We start from the raw sequence: 20,583 nt of genomic DNA on the forward strand, positions 1-20,583 counted from the left end.
ACATATCGGGTCCTTCCCGCCCGGACGTCCGGATGCGGGCCCGCACGCGCCGCTGACTGGATACACTCGGGCTCGATCCACGGCCGAGAACTGTACGGCGAGGCTCTTGGCCAGGGGCGGCCCGCCCTTCGGCCCCGTCCCTTGGGGAGTCACGTGAGCAGCGGGCTTGTCGACGCGCCGGCCTCGGAGCCGGACTCGGAGCCGGGCGCGCAGCCGCGCCGGCGCCGCCGCTGGCTGCGGTGGGTGCTGGCGATCTCGGTGACCGTCGTCCTGCTGGTGGCGGGCGTCGCGGTCGGCGTCCTCGCCAAGCTCAACGGCAACATCAAGCACGAGGACCTCACCTCCGACGACCTCGGCACGACCCGCCCGCCGAAGGTCGCCGGCACCGCGATGAACGTCCTGGTGGTCGGCTCCGACCAGCGCGACGGCAAGAACGCCAGATACGGCCACTCGATCGCGGGCGAGCGCACCGACACGATCATGCTGATGCACGTGTCGTCCAAGCGCGACAACGCGATGGTCGTCAGCTTCCCGCGCGACTCGCTCGTGCAGCTTCCGGCCTGCCGGGCCACGGGCGCGTTCCCTGGGCAGCGGGCGCACCTCGGCATGATCAACGAGTCGTTCAACTCGGGCGGCATCGGCTGCACCTGGAAGACGATCGAGCACCTCACCCACATCCGCATCGACCACTTCGTGAAGGTCGACTTCACCGGCTTCAAGGGCATCGTCAACGCCCTCGGCGGCGTCGAGGTCTGCCTGCCGCAGCGCGTGGACGACAAGAAGGCGCTGCTGCACCTGCCCGCCGGCCGGCAGAAGCTCAACGGCGAGCAGGCGCTCGGCTACGTACGCGCCCGCTACAGCTTCGGCGACGGCTCCGACATCGGGCGCATCCAGCGGCAGCAGATGTTCATCGCCTCGATGGTCAAGCAGGTGATGAGCGGCGAGACGCTGACCGATCCGGCGAAGCTGTTCGGCCTGCTCGACGCGGCCACCAAGGCGGTCACCACCGACCGCGACCTGACCACGGGCGTCATGAAGGACCTCGCCACCAGCCTTCAGGGGCTCGACGCCGGCAAGATCCGGTTCATCACCACCCCGTGGCACTACTCGCTCACCCAGCCGGGCCGGGTGGAGTGGACGCAGCCGCAGGCCAACCGGCTGTTCCAGATCGTCGCCAAGGACCAGAGCGTCGAGGGCGTCAAGGGCGGCCAGGCCAAGGTGGGCCGCTCCAAGATCCAGGTCGAGCTGCGCAACGGCACCTGGCGCGGCGGCCTCGGCACCCAGGTCGCCGCCTTCCTCGAACAGCGCGGCTACCACGTCACGAAGATCGGCGACACCGCCCGCAAGCCGTACGCGAAGACCACCGTGCTCTACGGCCCCAACGGCGAGACCCGCGTCCCGACCCTCACCGGCGACCTGCTCGGCGCGTCGCTGCGCGAGCTGCCCAAGGCCCGGACCAACCAGCTGGTGCTGGTGATCGGCGACGACTGGAAGGGTCTGAAGGAGCTGCGTCCCGACGACGGCGAGGCGATCAAGGGCTTCGACGCCACCCACGACTCCTGCGCCACCTGAGGACCGTCCCGCGCCGGATAAAGTCCTTTTCGTGCTTTATGGGAGAGCCGCGGAGACCACCGCCGTCACGCTCCTGCTCGACTCGGCCCGCGACGGTGAGGGCGGCGCTCTGGCGCTGCGCGGGGAGGCCGGCGTGGGCAAGTCCGCCCTCCTCGACCTGGCCGCCTCCCTCGCGGCCGCGAGCGGGATGCGGGTGCTGCGCGCCGACGGCATCGAGCCGGAGTCCGACCTCGCCTTCGCCGCCCTGCACCAGCTCCTGCGCCCGGTGACCGGCCTGCTGGACGCGCTGCCGGGTCCGCAGCGCGACGCGCTCTCCGCGGCCCTCGGCCTCGCGGACACCCCCCACTCCGACCGGTTCCTGGTGGGGGCGGGGGTGCTGTCGCTGCTGGCCGAGGCGGCGGCCGCGGACGGGCTGCTGTGCCTGGTGGACGACGTCCAGTGGGTGGACCGGGCCTCGGCCGACGCCCTGCTGTTCGCGGCCAGGCGGCTGCGCACCGAGCGGGTCGCCGTGCTGTTCTCCGTACGCGGGGACGCGCTGCTCAAGGGCGTGCCCGAGCTGCGGGTCGGCGGCCTCGACGAGGAGAGCTGCGCCGCCCTGCTCGCCTCCGGCGGGCCCGTCGCGCCCGACGTCGTACGGCGGCTGACGGCCCTGACCGGGGGCAACCCGCTCGTGCTGCGCGAGGGCGTGGCCGCGCTGTCGCCGGCGCAGCTCGCCGGGCAGGCTCCCCTGCCGGATCCGCTGCCGGGGGGCGCGCAGCTGTTCGGCGAGCAGGTGGCCAGGCTGTCACCGGAGGCCCGGCGGTTCCTGCTGGTCGCGTCGCTGGAGGCGGAGCTTGCCCTCGTCGTACGGGCCGCCGGGGAGGCGCTGCACGAGGTGGAGGCCGCCGGGCTGGTGACCGTGGCCGACGGGACGGTCAGGTTCCGGCACCCGCTCGTGCGCTCGGCCGTGCACGCCGCCGCCACGTCGGCCGAGGTACGGGACGCGCACGTCACCCTGGCCGGCCTGGTGGACGGCGACCGCCGGGCCCTGCACCTGGCCGCCGCCGCCCTGGCCCCGGACGAGACGGTCGCCGCCGAGCTGACCGCCGCCGCCGCGCGGGCCCGTACGCGCGGCGGCCACGGGGACGCGGCCACCGCGCTCGCCCGCGCCGCCGAGCTCACCCCCGACCCCCTGCGCAAGGCGGAACGGCTCAAGGACGCCGCCACCGCCGCCTGGCTCGCCGGCCGCCCCGGCCAGGCCCAGACCCACCTCGCCGAGGCCCGCGAGCTGGCCGAGCACGGGGAGGGCGGGCTGCTGGAGGAGATCGCGCAGCTGCGCGGCCGGTTCGAGCTGAACAGCGGCGACGCCTCCGAGGCCGTCAGGATCCTGGCCGCCGGCGACGGCATCGAGATGCTGGCCGACGCCTCCGAGGCCGCCAGTTACGTGGGCGACGTCGCGGCCATCGTGGAGCTGGGCCGCCGGGCGCGGGCGCACCCGCCAGGCTTCCTCCGCGACGTGGTGGCCGGCATCGGCGCCATGCTGGAGGACGGCAGCGGCGGCGAGCTGCTGCGCGGGGCGCTGGCCCACACCGGCGAGCTGACCCTGGCGGCGGAGCTGCTGTGGGGGTCGGCGGCGGCCAGCTATCTCGGGGAGGCCGACGTCTCCGCCGAGCTGGTCGAGCGGGCCGGGCGCGCGGCCCGCGTGTCGGGGATGGTGGGGCAGCTCCCGGTCGTGCTGGAGTTCGTGGCCACGGGCGAGCGCTTCAAGGGCCGCCTCTCGGAGAGCGCCGCCGTCGCCGAGGAGGGCCTGCAGCTCGCCCGCGAGGCCGGCTACACCAACTCCGTGGCCGCCCACCTCGCCAACCTGGCCGTCGTGGCCGCGCTGCGCGGCGAGGAGGAGCGCTGCCGCGAGCTGGCGGAGGAGGCGCTGTCCATCGCCGTCCCGCACCGGATCGGCCTGCGCGCGGGCGTCGCCGGGTACGCGCTGGCGCTCCTGGACCTCGGCCTCGGCCGGTACGCGGCGGCGCACGCCAGGTTCGCGGCGCTCGCCGCGGCCGGCCCCGGCGCGGGCCATCCCACGGTGACCTGGCGCTCCACCCCGGACCGGGTGGAGGCCGCCCTGGCGGCGGGCGAGCACGAGGCGGCGGCGGAGGCGCTGGCCGCGTACGAGCAGTGGGTCGCCAACGCCGTCACCGACGAGGCGCGGGCGCTGCTGGCCCGCTGCCGCGCCCTGCTCGCCGCCCCCGGCGCGGACGCCGAGCTGTTCGAGGAGGCGCTGCGCCGGCACGGCGAGCCGATGGAGCGGGCGCGCACGGCGCTGCTGTACGGCGAGCGGCTGCGCCGCGCCCAGCGGCCCGGCCAGGCGAGGAACCACCTGCGGGCGGCGCTGGAGACCTTCGAGCGGCTGGGGGCGGCCCCTTGGGCGGAGCGGGCGCGTGGCGAGCTGCGCGCGGCGGGCGAGGCGGCCCGGCCCGCCGCCGACGACCCGGAGACCGTGCTGACCCCGCAGGAGCTGCGCATCGCGCGGCTGGTGGCGGAGGGCGCCTCCAGCAAGGAGGTCGCGGCCCGGCTGTTCCTCAGCCCGCGCACGGTCGAGTACCACCTGTACAAGATCTATCCCAAGCTCGGCATCACGACCCGTACTGAACTGGCCGGGCTACTGGTGAAGGCCAGTAGTCCTACGGAAGGCGTCCGCGCCCGCGCCGGGCAAGCTTGAGCACATGACAACGAACATGATCGAGACCGACGGCGTGGACCTCTGGACCGAGGAGTTCGGCGACCCGGCGCACCCGCCGATCCTGCTGGTGATGGGGTCGATGACGCAGGGCGTCCTGTGGCCGGACGAGCTCGTCGGGCGGCTGGTCGCCGCGGGCCGCCGGGTCATCAGGTACGACCACCGCGACACCGGCCGCTCGGCCACCATCGACTTCGCCGAGCAGCCCTACACCTGGCACGACATCAAGGACGACGTGCTGCGGGTGATGGACGCCTACGGGCTGGAGTCCGCGCACCTCGTCTGCCACTCGGCGGGCGGCCTGCTAGGCCAGTTCATCGCCGTGGAGCGACCGGAGCGGGTGCGCACCCTCACCGTGATCGGCTCCTCGCCGCTGGGCGGGCACGAGGGCGAGACCATCCTGCGGGCGCTCACCGGGCAGCCGCAGCCGGAGGGGAGCCTGCCGCCGCCCCGGCCGGAGTTCACGGCGTACTACACGCAGCTGATCACCGCGCCGCCGCCCGCCGACCGGCGCGAGCAGGTGCAGCGGATGATCGACGAGGCGCGGGTGCTGCACGGCACCGCGCTGCCGTTCGACGAGGACGCCGAGCGCCGGCTCCAGGAGCGGGTGCTGGAGCGGGCCCGTGACCTGTCGTCGGTGGTCAACCACCGTCTGGCGCACGCGGCCTGCCCGGACTTCGAGCCGGAGGGCGTGCTCGGGCGGGTGCAGGCGCCGACGCTGGTGATCGAGGGCACGCACGAGCCCGCCAAGCCCGGGCACGGAGCGATCATCGCCGAGCAGATCCCGGGCGCGGAGCTGCTGATGATCGAAGGGATGGGGCACATGATGCCGCCCCAGGTCCACGCGGAGCTGGCCGCCGCGATCATCCGCCACACGGCGCCATGACCCGCCGACGTCACGCCCGGGCGTGTCGCGGAATGCGCGCCCGGGCGTGTCGCGGGACACACGCCGCCCGGCTCCGGCGCGGCGGGCACCGGCCCGCCCTGCCGGGCCGGGCGGGTCATCGCCCGCGCTCGGGCTCCTGCTCCGGCACCGTGGAGGGGTAAAGCTCCTCGCGCCGCGTGTCGGCACCCAGCTCCTCGCGAAGCCGGTCGTAGTCGATGTTGTGGTTGGCGTACTTCAGCTGGCGAGCGACCTTCGTCTGCTTCGCCTTGGCTCTTCCTCGACCCATGGCTACTCCCTAGTCCCCGGCGTCATACTATCCAACGACGTTACGACTTGAAGAATTATGCAACTGCACTGGATTAGTCTGGGCAGTATGCACGTGGAGGTCTATCAGGCCAAGGCCGACTTCTTCCGTACGCTCGGCCACCCCGCTCGCATCAGAGTGTTGGAGCTTCTTCAGGAAGGGCCCCTACCCGTCAGGGACCTGCTGGCCCAGATCGACATCGAGCCGTCGAGCCTTTCCCAGCAGCTCGCGGTCCTGCGCAGAGCGGGGATCGTGAGCGCCATCCGCGAGGGCAGCACGGTGGTCTACACGCTGGCCACGCCCGAGCTGGCCGATCTGCTCGGCGCCGCCCGCCGGATCCTCACCGACATGCTCGCCGACCAGGGGGAGCTGCTCGCCGAGCTGAGAGCCGAGGTCACCTAGCCGCCAGACGTCGCACGCGCTTCGGATACCAGGCCGTGAAGACGGCGGGCAGCGCGAACGAGAGCACCTTGACGGCGACCACCGCCGTGGTGGCGTGCGGCGCGGCCGCGAGGACGATGGTCAGCGAGATCGCCGCGGCGGTGAAGGCCACCGCCCAGACCGCCGTGATGACCACGTTGACGCGGCGGAACCTCGGCGTGTCCCAGACCTCGCGGGGCGTCGCCGCCCGCGCGATGCCCAGCGTGAACGGCCTGCCGATGGCCAGCGAGCCCCAGGCCGTGCCGGCCAGCCACACGTTGACCAGCGCGGGCCCGTACGGTGTGAGCGGCGAGTGCGGGGCCGCCAGGGAGAGCGCCGTCAGGCCGGCGAAGAACAGCGCCGCGCTGGTCTCGATGACCATCTCGTCCCAGCCCCGCCCGGCCCGCCGGTCCACCAGGGCGAGCCCGGCCGCGATGACCAGGCCGGCGATGGCGCCCCAGCGCCACTCGTCGCCGGTCGCGATCACGGCGTAGACGATCCAGGGCAGGAAACCGAGCAGACCACGCATGTCCCCGAACCTTCCGACGTTCCTATTGTGACAGGTCGAAGCTAGACCCTCCTTCTTCGACATGTCAATATAGGAACATGAGCCTTCGACACGCCGTGCTGGGACTGCTCTCCGAGGGGCCCGCGAGCGGCTACGACCTGATGAAGCTGTTCGACGTCTCGCTGTCCAACACCTGGCCGGCCACGCAGAGCCAGCTCTACGCCGAGCTGGGCAAGCTCGCCGACGCCGGCCTCGTCACGGTGGCCGCGGAGGGGCCGCGGGGCCGCAAGGAGTACGCGATCACCGAGGACGGCCTGGCCGAGCTGCGCCGCTGGATCACCGACGTCGAGCCGACCCGGGTCAACCGCAGCGACATGCTGCTCCGGGTGTTCTTCCTCGGGCGGATCCCGCCCGAGCGGGCCCGTGCCTACCTGCGCGAGCAGGCCGACCTCGCGGCCGAGCGGCTGGCGCACATGGAGGGCATCCGCCCGTTCGTGGAGAGCGGCACCGACGACCTGTCCCGTTACGGCCGCATCGCCCTGGAGTACGGCCTGCGCCTGAGCCAGGTCCAGCGGGAGTGGGCCGAGTGGGCGGAGAGCCAGATCAAGTAGGCTCCTGCCATGGTCTCCGAGCTGTTCGATCCCAAGGCGTGGCAGGCGGTCGAGGGATTCGACTTCACCGACATCACCTACCACCGGGCGGTCGACCAGGGCACCGTGCGCATCGCCTTCAACCGGCCCGAGGTGCGCAACGCCTTCCGCCCGCAGACCGTGGACGAGCTCTACCGGGCGCTCGACCACGCCCGGCAGACGACCGACGTCGGCTGCGTGCTGCTCACCGGCAACGGCCCTTCGCCCAAGGACGGCGGCTGGGCCTTCTGCTCCGGCGGAGACCAGCGCATCCGGGGCAAGGACGGCTACCAGTACGCCGACGGCTCGGCCTCGACCGGCCGCCTGCACATCCTGGAGGTGCAGCGGCTCATCCGCTTCATGCCGAAGGTCGTGATCTGCGTGGTGCCCGGCTGGGCCGCGGGCGGCGGCCACAGCCTCCACGTCGTGTCCGACCTCACGCTGGCCAGCGCCGAGCACGCCCGCTTCAAGCAGACCGACGCCGACGTCGCCAGCTTCGACGGCGGCTTCGGCTCGGCCTACCTCGCCCGGCAGGTCGGGCAGAAGTTCGCGCGGGAGATCTTCTTCCTCGGCGACACCTACACCGCCGAGGACGCCCACCGCATGGGCATGGTCAACCGGGTGGTGCCGCACGCCGAGCTGGAGAGCACGGCGCTGGAGTGGGCCCGCAAGATCAACGGCAAGTCGCCGACCGCGCAGCGGATGCTCAAGTTCGCCTTCAACCTGATCGACGACGGGCTGGTCGGGCAGCAGGTGTTCGCGGGCGAGGCGACGCGGCTCGCCTACATGACGGACGAGGCGGCCGAGGGCCGTGACTCGTTCCTGGAGAAGCGCGAGCCCGACTGGTCGCCCTTCCCCTGGCACTTCTAGGGCGGGCCGTCAGACCACCCGCAGGACGATCTTGCCCTGGATGTGGCCGCGTTCCGCCCGCTCGTGGGCCTTGGCGGCGTCGGCGAGCGGGAAGACGCTGTCGACGCCGACCCGCAGCCGGCCGGCGTCGGCCAGGCGGGCCAGCTCCGCCATTTGCGCGCCGTCGGAGCGCACCTGCCCCTGCACCAAGGTGATGCCCAGCTCGGCGGCGCGGTCGGGGTGATACTCGCCGAGGAAGACGGGGCTGATGGTGCCGCCCCGTCTGACCACCGCGAGGAAGCGGTGCCCGTGCGGGCCGCCGACGGTGTCGAAGAGGTGGTCGACGCCGCGTACGACGTCCTCGGCGGCGGTCACCGTGTAGTCGACGAACTCGTCCACGCCGAGGTCGCGCAGGAAACGTTCGTGGCGTCCCGAGGCCACGCCGATCACCCGGGCGTCCTTCGTCCTCGCGAGCTGGACGAGGAAGTGGCCGACGCCGCCGGCCGCGCCGTTGACCAGCACGGTCCTGCCCGGTTCGAGCCGGACCAGGTCGAAGAGGAACTGGTAGGCGGTGAGCCCGGCCATCGGCACGCCCGCCGCCTCGACGTGGTCCAGCGCGGCCGGCTTGCGGGCCAGGTGGGAGGCGGGCGCGGTGGTGTACTCGGCGTAGGCCCGGCCGCCGCCCTCGGGGAAGCGCAGCAGGCCGAACACCTCGTCCCCGACCTGCCACTCGGTGACGCCGGGGCCGAGCGCGGCGACCACGCCCGAGACGTCCGTGCCCGGGATCAAGGGCAGAGCCCGCTTCGGCCGCAGGTCCTCGGGGATGATCGAGTAGCCCGACCTGGCGTACCAGTCGGGCGGGTTGAGCCCGGCGGCGTGGACGCGGACGAGCACGTCGCCCGGCCCCGGCTCGGGGACCGGGACCTCCTCGGGCACCAGCACCTCGGGCCCGCCGACCCGGTGCACGCGGACGGCGGTCATCGTCTTCTCGGGCATCGTCTTCTCGGGCATGGTGATGTCCTCTCCGGTACGATGTGGAGCACTGCTCCGCAATATAACCGGAGCAGTGCTCCACATACAATGGGAACGGATCACGTGACGGAGAAGCAGACCCGCGCCCCCCGCCTGGACGCGCGCCGCAACCACGCGCGCATCCTGGAGGTGGCCCACGCCGTCGTCGCCGAGCAGGGCACCCAGGCCTCGCTCCGCGACGTCGCCCGCCGCGCCGGCATCGGCCTCGGCACGCTCTACCGCCACTTCCCGACCAGGGACGAGCTGCTGGAGACGCTGCTCGGCGAGCGCTTCGACCGGCTCGCCGCCACGGCCGCCGCACTGGAGACCACGCACACGCCGGCGGACGCCCTGACCGAATGGCTGGCCGAGTACGCCGCCTTCACCACCGTCTACCGGGGCCTGACCAGCTCGGTGATGGCGACGCTGGAGGACGAGAACTCCTCGCTGCACGCCTCCTGCCTCGCCATGCGGCAGACCGCGGGCCGGCTGCTGAGCAACGCCCAGCAGGCGGGGCTGGTCCGCTCCGACGTGACGGGGATCGACCTGTTCGCGCTGGTCAACGCCGTCGGCTGGATCGCCGAGCAGGCCCCCTCGCTGTCCGCCCGGCGCGACCACCTCCTCGGGCTCGTCCTCGACGGCCTGCGCCCGGCGGCGGCGGGTCGCCCGTGAGGATCGTGGTCCCGGAGGCGCTGACCGCCTCGCACGTCAAGTGGGACGGCGAGGCCGGCCGCGCCTGGTCGGCCGGACTGCCCGCGCTGGCCGAGCGCTACCTGGAGGAGTGGGAGCTGCGGCCGGACGGCGAGCCCGGCCACGGCGTGGTGTCCCTGGTGCTGCCGGTGATCCGCGCGGACGGCACGCAGGCCGCGCTCAAGCTGCAGCCGGTCAACGACGAGAACGCCACCGAGGCCGTCGGCCTGCGCGCCTGGGACGGCGACGGCGCGGTCCGCCTGCTCGCCGCCGACCCCGCCACCGGCACCCTGCTGCTGGAACGCCTGCACGCCGAGCGCTCGCTGTCGGCGCTGCCCGACGACCTGGCGGCGCTGGAGATCCTCACCGCCCTCCTCGCCCGCCTGACCGGCCGTCCCGCCCCGTCCGGCCTGCGCCGCCTGGCGGACATCGCCCAGGACATGCTGGACGACGTGGACCAGGCGCTGGCCGCGCTGCCGCGCGAGCCGGACCGCCGCCTGCTGCGCCACTGCGCCGGCGCGCTCGCCGAGGTCGTGGCCGAGCCCGGCGACCGGCTGCTGCACTGGGACCTGCACTACGACAACGTGCTGGCGGCCGACCGCGAGCCGTGGCTGGCCATCGACCCCAAGCCGCTGGCCGGCGACCCCGGCTTCGACCTGCTGCCCGCGCTGCACAACCGGTGGGACGACCTGGTGGCGACCGGCGACGTGGGGCGGGCGGTGCTGCGCCGCTTCGACCTGATGACGGCCGGGCTCGGCCTCGACCCCGGCCGCGCGGCCCGCTGGACGCTGGGCCGGGTGCTGCAGAACGCCCTGTGGGACGTCGAGGCAGGGGCCGACCACCTCGCCGAGACGCACGTCGCACTCGCCACCGCGCTCCGCCCCCGCCTCTAGACCGGCCGGCACCACCGTCGGCCCTACGGCCGGCCGGCAACGCCGGCCTGGGCCCCACGATCGCCGGCTCTAGAGCGTCAGCACGACCTTGCCCCGGCCGTGGCCGGTCTCGATCTCGCGGTGGGCCTCCGCCGCCTCCGCCAGCGCGTACGTCCGCCGCACCGGCCAAGCGAAGCGCCCCTCGGCGTACAGCCTGGCGTAGCGCCCCAGCCGCTCGGCCGTGCGCTCGCCGCGCACCGTCCGCACCCCCAGCTCGGCGGCCCGCCCGTGCTCGACCAGCGTGACGATGCGGCCGGGGTCGGCGACCAGCTCCAGCGAGACCTCCAGCGCGTGCCCCCCGGCGCCGTCCAGGGCGGCGTCCACGCCGTCGGGCGCGAGCGCCCGCACCCGGCCGGCCAGCCCCTCGCCGTACGTGAGCGGCTCGGCGCCGAGCTCGCGCAGGTGGTCGTGGTTGACCTCGCGGGCGGTGCCGATCACCCGCGCGCCGCGCATGCGGGCGATCTGCACGGCGGCCGTGCCGACGGCTCCGGCCGCGCCGTGCACGAGCAGCGTCTCCCCCTCCTTCAGGCCGAGCTCGTCAAGGGCCAGCTCGGCGGTCTGCACGCCCGCGGTCAGCCCGCCGGCCACCTCCCAGGGCACGCCGGCCGGCTTGGGCGCCACGTCCGTCGCGGGCACCACGACGTACTCGGCGTAGGCGAACAGCCGGGAGAAGCCCAGCACCTCGTCCCCTGCGGCCACGCCGCGCACGCCCTCCCCGACCTGGTCCACCACCCCGGCGAACTCGTTGCCGGGAATGCGGGGGAAGCTCACCTCGCCCAGGTACGGCGGCAGCCAGCCGCCCCGTACCGCCGTGTCGAAGGGCTGCACCCCGGCCGCCCGCACGCGCACCCGCACCTCGCCCGGCCCCGCCTGCGGGGCCGGCAGCTCCATCACCTTCAGCACTTCGGGGCCGCCCGGCGTGGCGAACGCCGCGGCCCTCATCGACTCAGTCATGGGACCAGCGTGCTACCTCAACCTAGGTTGAGATCAAGTCCGCCGGACTTTGCATCCCATTTCGGGAACTTTCCTCTTTACTCGCACTTTATATGGATATAGTCCGTCGAGACATCGATACGGGGATGGATACAACGGGGCAAGATGGGCGAGTTCTTCAGCGCGGTGTTGAGTTTTCCGACTGTCGTTTTCAGCTTCCTTCTCGTGGTGGTCGTCGGTTATTGGCTCATCGTCGTGACCGGCGTTCTGGAGCTGGACGACGGCGACGCCGTCTGGCTGGGCCTCGGGGGAGCTCCGGCCGGCGTCACGCTCTCCCTGCTGATCGCGACCGCCTGGCTGCTGTGCCTGATCGGCAGCCAGGTCGTGAGCGGCGGCCCGCTGATCGCCGTGCCCTTCGCCGCCGCCGGCCTCGCCTGGCTCGTCACCCGCGGCCTGCTCAAGCCGCTGCGCCGGCTGGTCCCTGACGGGGACCGGCACTCGCGCGGCGACTTCGTCGGCCGGCCGTGCGTCATCCGCACCGGCTCGGCGACCCCCGACTTCGGCCAGGCCGAGGTCACCGCGGCCGACGGCTCGACCGCGCTGGTGCAGGTCCGTACGACCGGCGCCGACCGCCTGTCCCGTGGCGAGCGGGCCCTCATCTTCGACTACGACAAAGACGGCGAGTTCTTCTTGGTCATGCCGCACGAAAGTGGGTTTTGATGGACGTCATCTCGACAGGGTTCGGGGTATTCCTAGCGGTTGTCCTGGTTGTTGCGATCGGTCTGATCGTCATCATCGGCCGGCTTTTCCGTAAGGTCGAACAGGGCAAGGCGCTCATCGTCTCGAAAGTCAACAAGGTGGACGTCACGTTCACGGGCGCGGTCGTGCTGCCCGTCGTCCACAAGGCCGAGGTCATGGACATCTCGGTCAAGACCATCGAGATCGAGCGGACCGGCCGCGAGGGCCTGATCTGCCGGGACAACATCAGGGCGGACATCAGGATCACCTTCTTCGTCCGGGTGAACAAGACCGCCGAGGACGTCATCAAGGTCGCACAGGCCATCGGCACCGCCCGCGCCAGCGACGAGGCCACGCTGCAGGCGCTGTTCAACGCGAAGTTCTCGGAGGCGCTGAAGACCGCCGGCAAGCACCTCGACTTCGTCGACCTCTACACCAAGCGGGACGAGTTCCGTGACGAGATCGTCCGGCTCATCGGCACCGACCTCAACGGCTACAGCCTGGAGGACGCCGCCATCGACTACCTGGAGCAGACCAGCATGGTCCAGCTCGACAAGAACAACATCCTCGACGCGCAGGGCATCAGGAAGATCACCGAGCTGACGGCCATCGAGCACGTCCGCACGAACGAGTTCCAGCGCCAGGAGGAGAAGGAGATCACCCGCCAGAACGTCGACGCCCGCGAGGCCATTCTCGAGCTCCAGCGCCGCCAGGCCGACGCCGAGCTGAAGCAGCGGCGCGAGATCGAGACCGTCAAGGCCCGCGAGGAGGCGGAGATCGCCCGCGTCCAGGCCGAGGAGCGGCTGCGCGCCCAGAGCGCCAACATCAAGGCCGACGAGTCGATCGGCGTCCAGCGCGAGAACCTCGCCCGCGAGGTCGCCGTCGCCGAGAAGAACCGCGAGCGGGTCATCGCCATCGAGAGCGAGCGCATCGAGAAGGACCGCGTCCTGGAGGTCATCGCCCGCGAGCGGGAGACCGAGCTGTCACGCATCGCCAAGGACAAGGAGGTCGAGTCCGAGAAGCGGCTCATCGCCGAGGTCATCCGCGAGCGCGTCGCCGTCGACAAGACCGTGGCCGAGCAGGAGGAGGCCATCAAGCGGCTGCGCGTGGTCGAGGAGGCCGAGCGCACCCGCCAGCAGGTCGTCATCGCCGCCGAGGCCGAGGCTCAGGAGAACCTGGTCAAGGACATCAAGGCCGCCGAGGCCGCCGAGGCCGCCGCGAAGTTCAGGGCCCGCGAGGAGCTGGTGCTGGCCGAGTCCCGTCAGCAGGCCGCCGAGCTGGAGGCGCGGGCCAAGATCCGGCTCGCCGAGGGCGTGCAGGCCGAGGCCGCGGCGAGCGGGCTGGCCCAGGTGCAGGTCAAGGAGCGCGACGCCGCGGCCATCGAGAAGGTCGGCCGCGCCGAGGCCGTCGCGCTGCGCGAGAAGCTGACGGCCGAGGCCGCCGCGGTGGGCGAGAAGCTGAAGTCCGAGGCCGAGGGCCTCACCGAGAAGGCCGCCGCGCTGGCCGCGCTGGACGAGGCGAGCCGGGCGCACGAGGAGTACCGCCTGCGGCTGGAGGCGGAGAAGGAGATCCGGCTCAAGCACATCGACGTCTCCCGCGCCGTGGCCGAGTCGCAGGCCGGGGTGCTGGCCGCCGGGCTCACCAACGCCAACATCGACATCGTGGGCGGCGAGTCGACGTTCTTCGAGAAGGTCGTCGGCTCGATCACGGCGGGCAAGGCCGTGGACGGGTTCGTGGAGCACTCGCAGGTCGCCACGGCGCTCGCGGCGCCGTACGTCAACGGGCAGGCCAGCATCGCCGCCGACCTCGCGCGGGTCGTCGGCGGGATCAGCACCGAGGACCTGAAGAACGTCACCGTCTCCGCGCTGCTCATGAAGCTCATCCAGGACGGCGGCCCGCAGGCCGGCGCCATGGGCGAGCTGCTGGACACCGCGCGCCGCCTCGGCGTGGCGGACTCCCCGGTGAACGCGCTGGCCGGGGCCAAGTGAGCGTGACGGGAGCGGGGCTGGAGGCGGGGACGTACGAGGTTCTGCGGAACCGCCTCCAGGCCCAGGCCAAGGCCCTGGCGGCAGCCGCCGGGGCGCTCAACGGGGAGCGGCTGAAGGTGTTCGGCGGCGCGGAGCTGCGCCTGCTCGGCACCGAGCGCATCCGTACGGAGAACAACTGCGTCCCCAGGGACATCGTCTCGGTCGGCGGCGTGATGTTGTTCGGCTACAACGTCTTCATCGGGCTGAAGCCCGAGACGCGCGTGGCCGACGTGTTCGCCGTGCACCGCTTCAGCCGCGACGGCGACCGCTTCGGTTTCGCGGCGGACCGGCTGGAGGCGCTGGCCGATCCGGCGTTCGCCAAGGACTTCGCCGAGCTCTACCGCTACTACAAGGAGACCCGGCTCCAGCAGCTCCGCCGGGTGGACGGCAAGCTGCTGGCGGTGTTCAGGACCGGCCCGGCCGACCTGCGGGTGCTGCGCTGGGCCGTGGACGCGGCCGGCGTGCCGACGTACCTGGACAACCGGGGCGAGCGCGACCACGTGTTCCCGCCGTCGCACGACTTCGAGTGGACGCCGACCACCCGCGACGACCACGTCCTGGGCCGGCATCCGCACATCTCGATCGAGGGCGAGGTGTTCGTCGAGACCGTGGGCGGCGACCTCACGATCAAGATCGAGGACAACACCGAGACCGGCGCGGGCATCCACAGCGAGCCGGTCAGCGAGCCGCTGCAGAGCCTCGCCGACGCCGACGTCGAGTACGCCCGCGTGGGCCCGCTCATCCTCATGCGGATCCGGCCGTACAAGGAGACCGAGTGGCGGCACCTGGTCTTCAACACCCGTACGAAGGCCGTCGACCGGCTGGACGGCATCGGCCAGGCGTGCCGGCGCCTGCCCGAGGACCAGGGCTTCATCTTCCCCGGCGGCTACTACCTGTCGACCGGGGTCAGCAGGACGTTCGACACGGACGTGAGCGACCTGGAGTTCGAACGGGTGGTCCGGGCGCCCAACGGCGAGGACGTGCTGTACGTCTTCCACGCGCGGGAGGACGGGCGCTCGCTGCTGCTGCCGTACAACGTGATCAGGAAGGAGGTGGCCACGCCCATCGTCTGTCACGGGTACTCGCTCTTCGACGACGGCACGATGGTGGTCTTCCGCGCCACCTCCGAGGAGCCGACCCGGGTCCACCCGATGCAGGTGTGGCAGACGCCGTACGTCTCCGACACCTTCGCGGCCGCCCAGCCGGCCGGTGACCATCCGCTGGAGCGCATCGGCAACGCCGAGCTGGTGCGCGGCATCTCCGACTGCCTGTCCGTGGCCAGGATGGTCGAGGAGATGGCGCCGTCGGCGGGGACGTTCGAGGGGCTGATCGCGGCCTGCGCGCGGGCCTTCGACTCCTACCACTGGCTCGGCGAGCACGGCCTGCACGGGCCGCTCGCCGACGTACGGGCCACCGCCGAGCAGGTGCTCGACGAGTACGAGAACGTCGAGCAGCTCACCCGCCAGGCCCGCGACACCCTCGACAGGGCCACGGAGGAGACCACCCACCTGGTCAGGCAGGCCCGCGCCGACAGCCCGGAGAGCGCCGACGCCTGGGTGGGCACGCTCGCCGCGCTGCGCAGGGCGCAGGGCCACCTGGTGACGCTGCGCGAGGTCCGCTACATCGACCTGGCCGCCCTGGACGCCCTGGCGGAGTCCGTGGCCGAGGAGCTGGCCGCGACCGGGCGGCGGGCGGTGGACTTCCTGTCCGGCGCGGACGCGTTCACCTCCTACCAGGCCGCCGTCGAGCGGCTGGCCGCCGAGGCCGCCGCGATCGCGACGGTCGCCGAGGCCGCGCCCGTCGCCGAGCGGCTGGCCGAGCAGGGCGAGGGGCTGGAGGTGGTGACCGAGGTCGTCGGCTCGCTGGAGATCGCCGACGCGACCGTGCGCACGTCCGTGCTGGCGCGCATCGCCGAGGTCCTGGGCGGCGTGAACCGGGCGCGGGCCCTCCTCGACGGGCGGCGGCGCGAGCTGCTGGGCAGCGAGGGGCGGGCCGCGTTCGCCGCCGAGTTCGCGCTGCTCGGCCAGGCCGTGACGGGGGCGCTGGCGGTGGCCGGCACGCCCGCCGCGTGCGACGAGCAGCTCGGCCGGCTCATGCTGCGGCTGGAGGGCCTGGAGTCGCGTTTCGGGGAGTTCGACGACTTCGCCGCGCAGCTGGCCGCCAAGCGGGACGACGTCTACGAGGCGTTCTCGGCGCGCAAGCAGGCGCAGCTCGACGAGCTGGCGCGGCGGGCCGACCGGCTGTTCGCCTCGGCCGAGCGGGTGCTGGGGGCGATCACCCGGCGGCTCGGGACGCTGACCTCCCCGGACGAGGTCAACACCTACTTCGCCACCGACCCCATGGTGGCCAAGGTGCGTGCGACGGCCGGGGAGCTGCGGTCGCTGGGCGACGCCGTACGGGCCGAGGAGCTGGACGGGCGGGTCAAGGCCGCCCAGCAGGAGGCGGGCCGGGCCCTGCGGGACCGCCTGGAGCTGTTCTCCGACGGCGGCGAGGTGCTGCGGCTCGGTCACCACCGCTTCGCGGTCAACACCCAGCCGATCGACCTGACGCTAGTCCCCCACGACGGCACGATGCACTTCGCCATCACGGGCACCGACTACCGCTCCCCCACGCCCGCCTCCTTCGCCGACACGCGGCCGTTCTGGGACCAGCTCCTCGTCTCGGAGACCGCCGACGTCTACCGGGCCGAGCACCTGGCCGCCTCGCTCCTGCCCGCCGTCGCCCCCGGCGCGCCGCTCGCCGACCTCGTACGCCAGGCCGCCGAGTCCCGCTACGACGAGGGCTACGAGCGCGGCGTCCACGACCACGACGCGGCCGCCATCCTGGACGTGCTGGTCCGGCTGCGTGAGAGCGCGGGGCTGCTCCGCTATGCACCGGAGGCGCGGGCGCTGGCCCAGCTCTTCTGGGCGTACGGGACCGATGATGTTTCACGTAAAACATTCGCCACCCGGGCCGTGTCGCTGACCCGTGCCCGCGACCTGTTCGGCCCCACGCCCGCGCTGGGCGCCCTGGCCGGCGAGCTCGGCGCGCTGATCGCCGCCTTCGTGGCGGAGCTGGGCGCCGGTGCGGCGGAGGACACGGCGGCGGCCGGCGAGTACCTGGTCGAGGAGCTGGGGAGCGGCCCGGACGGGTTCGTGACCAGCAAGGCGGCCCGCGACGTCCTCGACGGGTTCCGCGCCGGCCTCGGCCCGGACCGGACGCGGGAGTTCGAGGAAGACCTGGAGGCGGTGCCGCTCCCCGAGCGGGTGCAGCTCGCCCACGCCTGGCTGACCGCCTACCACCAGGGCCCGGAGACGGCCGAGGCCGTCGCCGTGCTGCTCTGCGGCGACCTGCCCCGTCACGACTCCGGCGCCGCCACCACCGCCACGGTGACCGGCCTGCTCGGCGCCCACCCCCGCGTCAAGGACCGGGCGCTGGAGATCCGGCTGGAGGAGTTCCTGCCGCGCACCCGCCGCTTCCGCGAGGAGCGGGTGCCGGCCTACCGGGCCTACCAGCGCCGCCGCACCGAGCTGGTCGAGGCCGAGCGGGCCCGGCTGCGCCTGGAGGAGTACCGGCCGAAGGTGATGAGCGCGTTCGTCCGCAACCGCCTGCTCGACGAGGTCTACCTGCCGCTGATCGGCGACAACCTGGCCAAGCAGCTCGGCGCGGCGGGCGCGGGCAAGCGCACCGACCAGATGGGGCTGCTCCTGCTCATCTCCCCGCCCGGCTACGGCAAGACCACCCTCATGGAGTACGTCGCCAGCCGGCTCGGCCTCGTCTTCGTCAAGGTGAACGGCCCCGCACTCGGCCACCGGGTCACCTCGCTCGACCCGGCCGAGGCCCCCGACGCCACCGCCAGGCAGGAGGTCGAGAAGATCTCCTTCGCGCTGGAGACGGGCAACAACACGCTGCTCTACCTGGACGACATCCAGCACACCTCGCCGGAGCTGTTGCAGAAGTTCATCTCGCTCTGCGACGCCCAGCGCCGCATCGAGGGCGTGTGGAACGGCCGCACCCGCACCTACGACCTGCGCGGCAAGCGGTTCGCGGTCTGCATGGCGGGCAACCCGTACACCGAGTCGGGCCGCCGCTTCCGCATCCCGGACATGCTGGCCAACCGGGCCGACGTCTGGAACCTCGGCGACGTGCTGTCCGGCAGGGACGAGCTGTTCGCGCTCAGCTACGTCGACAACGCGCTCACCAGCAACCCGGTGCTGGCCCCGCTCGCCGGCCGCGACCACGCCGACGTGGAGCTGCTGATCCGGCTGGCGAAGGGCGACCCTGCGGTCCGTCCCGACCAGCTCGGGCACCCGTACACGAAGCCGGAGCTGGAGCAGATCCTCGCCGTCCTCGCCAAGCTGACGCGGGTGCAGGAGGTCGTGCTGGCCAACAACCGGGCCTACATCGCCTCGGCGGGCCAGTCGGACGCGGCCCGCACCGAGCCGCCGTACCGGCTGCAGGGCTCCTACCGGAACATGAACAAGCTGGCCGAGCGGATCGTCCCCGCCATGAACGAGGACGAACTGGAGGCGGTGATCGACGATCACTACCTGGGCGAGGCCCAGACGCTCACCTCCGACGCCGAGGCGAACCTGCTCAAGCTGGCCGAGCTGCGCGGCAGGCTCACCCCGGAGCGGGCCGAGAGGTGGGCGGAGATCAAGCGCGCCTACCTCAAGGCGAAGGCGCTCGGCGGCGCCGAGGACGACCCGGCCACCCGTACGGTGGGCGCGATCGGCCTGCTGGCCGACCGGGTGGGCGAGGTCGGGACGGCCATCAGGGAGGCCGGCCGGCTATAGGGCCGCGGCCACCGATGCGGGGCTCGCGGGCAGCAGCGGCAGCCGTACGTCCGGGGTCGGGATGAGACCCCGGGCGTGCAGGACGCCCTTCAGCACCGTCGGGTTGGGCTCGGCGAACAGCGCGGCCGACAGGGCGGCCAGCCGGTGCCCGAGCGCGCGGGCGCGGGGCACGTCGCCCGCGTGCCAGGCGTCCGCCAGGTCGGCGAACTCGCGCGTGCGCAGGTGGGCCGAGGCGAGGATGCCGCCCGCGGCCCCCAGCGCCAGCATCGGCGAGACGTACAGGTCGTCGCCGCACAGCACCTCGAACCCGTCGACCGGGTCGCCGAGCAGGTCGAGCGCGTCCTGGTCGAGGCCGCCTGTCGCGTACTTGACTCCGGCGACCATCGGGTGCTCCCCCAGCCTGCGCAGCGTCGCCGCCCCGACCTGCTGCCCGGTCCGATAGGGGATGTGGTAGATCACCAGCGGCACCGGCGTCTCCTCGGCCAGCGCCGTGAAGTGCGCCTCGACGCCGCGCTCACCGGGCCGCAGGAACGACGGGACGGTCACCAGCGCCGCCCCCACGCCCTCCGGCAGAGCGCGCAGCGCGCGGGCCGTCGTGCGGGTGTCGCTCCCGCCCACCCCCACCGTGAGCAGCGCTCCGCGCCCCTCGCAGACGCGGGCGCAGGTCTCGATCACCAGGGCCCGCTCCTCCGGGTCGAGCGCGGCGACCTCGCCGGTGGTGCCGAGCGCGACCAGCCCGGCCGCGCCGTCGTCCAGGACCTGGGAGGCGAGCTTCTCGACGGCGTCGGCGGCCACCTCGCCCTCCGGCGTGAACGGGGTGACCAGCGGCACGTGGATTCCTCTCAACATGCCTCCGAGCCTGGCCTCTGCCCACCCTTAAGGTCCAGTTCGGATACGTGACGTCGAGCGTAAGCTGTCCTTATGCTCGATCCCCGCAAGCTGCACCTGCTCCGCGAGCTGGCCAGGCGCGGCACCATCGCCGCGGTCGCCGAGGCGGTCACCTTCACGCCGTCGGCCGTCTCGCAGCAGCTCAGCGCGCTCGAACGGGAGGCCGGCGTGCCGCTGCTCGAACGCACGGGCCGCCGGGTCAGCCTCACCCCGGCCGGCCGCCTGCTCGTCGAGCACGCGCAGGCCGTGCTCGAACAGCTCGACCGCGCCTCGGCCGCGCTGGCCGCCGTGCGTGGCGGCCCGTCAGGGCCGCTGCGGATCGGCGCGTTCCCGACCGCCGTCCGCGTCCTGCTGCCGGCCGCGCTGGCGGCGCTCGCCGCCGAGCATCCCGGGCTGGAGCCGATGGTGGCCGAGATCGACCCCGCCGACGTCTCGGCCGCGCTGGGGGCGGGCGAGCTGGACGTGGCGCTCGTCCACGAGTACGACTTCGTCCCGCCCGTCACCGACGACTCCGTGGCCGTCGAGCCGCTGTTCGCCGAGCCCATGTACCTGACGAATCACCCGTCGCCGGCCGCGGCGCGCGAGGAGGCGTGGATCACCGGCAAGCCGGGGACGCTCTGCCACGCCATGGCGGTGCGGGCCTGCCAGGCGGCCGGGTTCGAGCCGCGGGTGCGGCACCACGTGGACGACTTCGACGCGGTGCTCGCC

At 73.1% G+C, this 20,583-nt stretch carries 17 protein-coding genes; 12 read left to right on the plus strand and 5 right to left on the minus strand.

Annotated elements, in window-relative coordinates:
• Window positions 1-153 precede the first annotated feature (153 nt).
• The 3 genes from ACBR40_RS30790 to ACBR40_RS30800 are packed head-to-tail and all read left to right on the plus strand — an operon-like array spanning window position 154 to window position 5,171.
• A complete protein-coding gene (locus ACBR40_RS30790; protein WP_344208812.1) occupies window positions 154-1,572 on the plus strand; it encodes an LCP family protein in 1,419 nt (472 codons plus the stop codon).
• Window positions 1,573-1,603: 31 nt separating this feature from the next.
• Window positions 1,604-4,267, plus strand: coding sequence for an AAA family ATPase (locus tag ACBR40_RS30795; RefSeq protein WP_371251018.1), 2,664 nt, complete (start codon window positions 1,604-1,606; stop codon window positions 4,265-4,267).
• A 4-nt stretch (window positions 4,268-4,271) separates the two neighbouring features.
• Window positions 4,272-5,171 (plus strand): alpha/beta fold hydrolase, encoded by a 900-nt coding sequence (locus ACBR40_RS30800; RefSeq protein ID WP_371251019.1) that lies wholly within the window; start codon window positions 4,272-4,274, stop codon window positions 5,169-5,171.
• Window positions 5,172-5,286: 115 nt separating this feature from the next.
• Here the strand turns inward: ACBR40_RS30800 and ACBR40_RS30805 are convergent, their stop codons facing one another.
• Complete coding sequence (locus ACBR40_RS30805) at window positions 5,287-5,457, minus strand: DUF3073 domain-containing protein (protein WP_344208818.1); 171 nt, start codon at window positions 5,455-5,457, stop codon at window positions 5,287-5,289.
• A gap of 87 nt (window positions 5,458-5,544) precedes the next feature.
• Here ACBR40_RS30805 and ACBR40_RS30810 point away from each other — a divergent pair, with 87 nt between their 5' ends.
• Entirely contained in the window at window positions 5,545-5,877 is a 333-nt protein-coding gene (locus tag ACBR40_RS30810; protein ID WP_020542962.1) for a helix-turn-helix transcriptional regulator, read from the plus strand.
• On the opposite strand, the gene ACBR40_RS30815 is transcribed toward ACBR40_RS30810, so the two are convergent.
• Complete coding sequence (locus ACBR40_RS30815; protein ID WP_371251020.1) at window positions 5,870-6,424, minus strand: hypothetical protein; 555 nt, start codon at window positions 6,422-6,424, stop codon at window positions 5,870-5,872. The two genes, ACBR40_RS30810 and ACBR40_RS30815, sit on opposite strands and share 8 nt — an antisense overlap.
• A gap of 77 nt (window positions 6,425-6,501) precedes the next feature.
• Here ACBR40_RS30815 and ACBR40_RS30820 point away from each other — a divergent pair, with 77 nt between their 5' ends.
• Together ACBR40_RS30820 and ACBR40_RS30825 are read left to right on the plus strand one after the other, a co-directional pair.
• On the plus strand, window positions 6,502-7,014 hold the full coding sequence (locus ACBR40_RS30820; protein WP_344208823.1) for a PadR family transcriptional regulator: 513 nt from the start codon (window positions 6,502-6,504) through the stop codon (window positions 7,012-7,014).
• 9 nt (window positions 7,015-7,023) lie between these two features.
• The gene (locus tag ACBR40_RS30825; protein ID WP_344208825.1) at window positions 7,024-7,902 is read left to right on the plus strand and encodes a 1,4-dihydroxy-2-naphthoyl-CoA synthase; all 879 of its coding nucleotides are present in this window, start codon (window positions 7,024-7,026) and stop codon (window positions 7,900-7,902) included.
• Window positions 7,903-7,911: 9 nt separating this feature from the next.
• On the opposite strand, the gene ACBR40_RS30830 is transcribed toward ACBR40_RS30825, so the two are convergent.
• On the minus strand, window positions 7,912-8,892 hold the full coding sequence (locus ACBR40_RS30830; protein ID WP_371251021.1) for an NADP-dependent oxidoreductase: 981 nt from the start codon (window positions 8,890-8,892) through the stop codon (window positions 7,912-7,914).
• Window positions 8,893-8,976: 84 nt separating this feature from the next.
• Here ACBR40_RS30830 and ACBR40_RS30835 point away from each other — a divergent pair, with 84 nt between their 5' ends.
• The gene (locus tag ACBR40_RS30835; RefSeq protein WP_371251022.1) at window positions 8,977-9,564 is read left to right on the plus strand and encodes a TetR/AcrR family transcriptional regulator; all 588 of its coding nucleotides are present in this window, start codon (window positions 8,977-8,979) and stop codon (window positions 9,562-9,564) included.
• A complete protein-coding gene (locus ACBR40_RS30840; RefSeq protein ID WP_371251023.1) occupies window positions 9,561-10,475 on the plus strand; it encodes an aminoglycoside phosphotransferase family protein in 915 nt (304 codons plus the stop codon). Before ACBR40_RS30835 ends, ACBR40_RS30840 begins: the two co-directional genes overlap by 4 nt.
• 69 nt (window positions 10,476-10,544) lie before the next feature.
• Here the strand turns inward: ACBR40_RS30840 and ACBR40_RS30845 are convergent, their stop codons facing one another.
• Complete coding sequence (locus ACBR40_RS30845; protein WP_371251032.1) at window positions 10,545-11,456, minus strand: NADP-dependent oxidoreductase; 912 nt, start codon at window positions 11,454-11,456, stop codon at window positions 10,545-10,547.
• Window positions 11,457-11,672: 216 nt separating this feature from the next.
• Between ACBR40_RS30845 and ACBR40_RS30850 the strand changes: the two genes are divergently transcribed.
• From ACBR40_RS30850 to ACBR40_RS30860, 3 genes are read left to right on the plus strand one after another with little or no spacing between them, the layout of a single operon-like run.
• A complete protein-coding gene (locus tag ACBR40_RS30850) occupies window positions 11,673-12,167 on the plus strand; it encodes a hypothetical protein (protein WP_344208835.1) in 495 nt (164 codons plus the stop codon).
• A complete protein-coding gene (locus tag ACBR40_RS30855) occupies window positions 12,167-14,173 on the plus strand; it encodes a flotillin family protein (protein WP_371251024.1) in 2,007 nt (668 codons plus the stop codon). The genes ACBR40_RS30850 and ACBR40_RS30855 overlap by 1 nt, the downstream gene beginning before the upstream one ends.
• Window positions 14,170-18,987: a DNA repair ATPase gene (locus ACBR40_RS30860; protein WP_371251025.1), complete on the plus strand. Its 4,818-nt coding sequence runs from the start codon at window positions 14,170-14,172 to the stop codon at window positions 18,985-18,987. Before ACBR40_RS30855 ends, ACBR40_RS30860 begins: the two co-directional genes overlap by 4 nt.
• Here the strand turns inward: ACBR40_RS30860 and ACBR40_RS30865 are convergent.
• A complete protein-coding gene (locus ACBR40_RS30865) occupies window positions 18,982-19,836 on the minus strand; it encodes a dihydrodipicolinate synthase family protein (RefSeq protein ID WP_344208841.1) in 855 nt (284 codons plus the stop codon). The two genes, ACBR40_RS30860 and ACBR40_RS30865, sit on opposite strands and share 6 nt — an antisense overlap.
• Before the next feature lie 72 nt (window positions 19,837-19,908).
• On the opposite strand from ACBR40_RS30865, the gene ACBR40_RS30870 reads away from it, so the two are divergent.
• The coding region (locus ACBR40_RS30870) for a LysR family transcriptional regulator (protein ID WP_371251026.1) at window positions 19,909-20,583 on the plus strand (675 nt) is incomplete at its 3' end.

This window comes from Nonomuraea sp. AD125B (genome assembly GCF_041402765.1).
Classification (GTDB): Bacteria; Actinomycetota; Actinomycetes; order Streptosporangiales; family Streptosporangiaceae; genus Nonomuraea; species Nonomuraea bangladeshensis.

What these genes read in the sequence shown, in the direction of transcription:
- ACBR40_RS30800 (WP_371251019.1), top strand. Translation starts at nt 4,272, where the DNA reads ATGACAACGAACATGATCGAGACCGACGGCGTGGACCTCTGGACCGAG.
- ACBR40_RS30805 (WP_344208818.1), bottom strand. Translation starts at nt 5,457, where the DNA reads ATGGGTCGAGGAAGAGCCAAGGCGAAGCAGACGAAGGTCGCTCGCCAG.
- ACBR40_RS30810 (WP_020542962.1), top strand. Translation starts at nt 5,545, where the DNA reads ATGCACGTGGAGGTCTATCAGGCCAAGGCCGACTTCTTCCGTACGCTC.
- ACBR40_RS30815 (WP_371251020.1), bottom strand. Translation starts at nt 6,424, where the DNA reads ATGCGTGGTCTGCTCGGTTTCCTGCCCTGGATCGTCTACGCCGTGATC.
- ACBR40_RS30820 (WP_344208823.1), top strand. Translation starts at nt 6,502, where the DNA reads ATGAGCCTTCGACACGCCGTGCTGGGACTGCTCTCCGAGGGGCCCGCG.
- ACBR40_RS30825 (WP_344208825.1), top strand. Translation starts at nt 7,024, where the DNA reads ATGGTCTCCGAGCTGTTCGATCCCAAGGCGTGGCAGGCGGTCGAGGGA.
- ACBR40_RS30830 (WP_371251021.1), bottom strand. Translation starts at nt 8,892, where the DNA reads ATGCCCGAGAAGACGATGCCCGAGAAGACGATGACCGCCGTCCGCGTG.
- ACBR40_RS30845 (WP_371251032.1), bottom strand. Translation starts at nt 11,456, where the DNA reads ATGAGGGCCGCGGCGTTCGCCACGCCGGGCGGCCCCGAAGTGCTGAAG.
- ACBR40_RS30855 (WP_371251024.1), top strand. Translation starts at nt 12,167, where the DNA reads ATGGACGTCATCTCGACAGGGTTCGGGGTATTCCTAGCGGTTGTCCTG.
- ACBR40_RS30865 (WP_344208841.1), bottom strand. Translation starts at nt 19,836, where the DNA reads ATGTTGAGAGGAATCCACGTGCCGCTGGTCACCCCGTTCACGCCGGAG.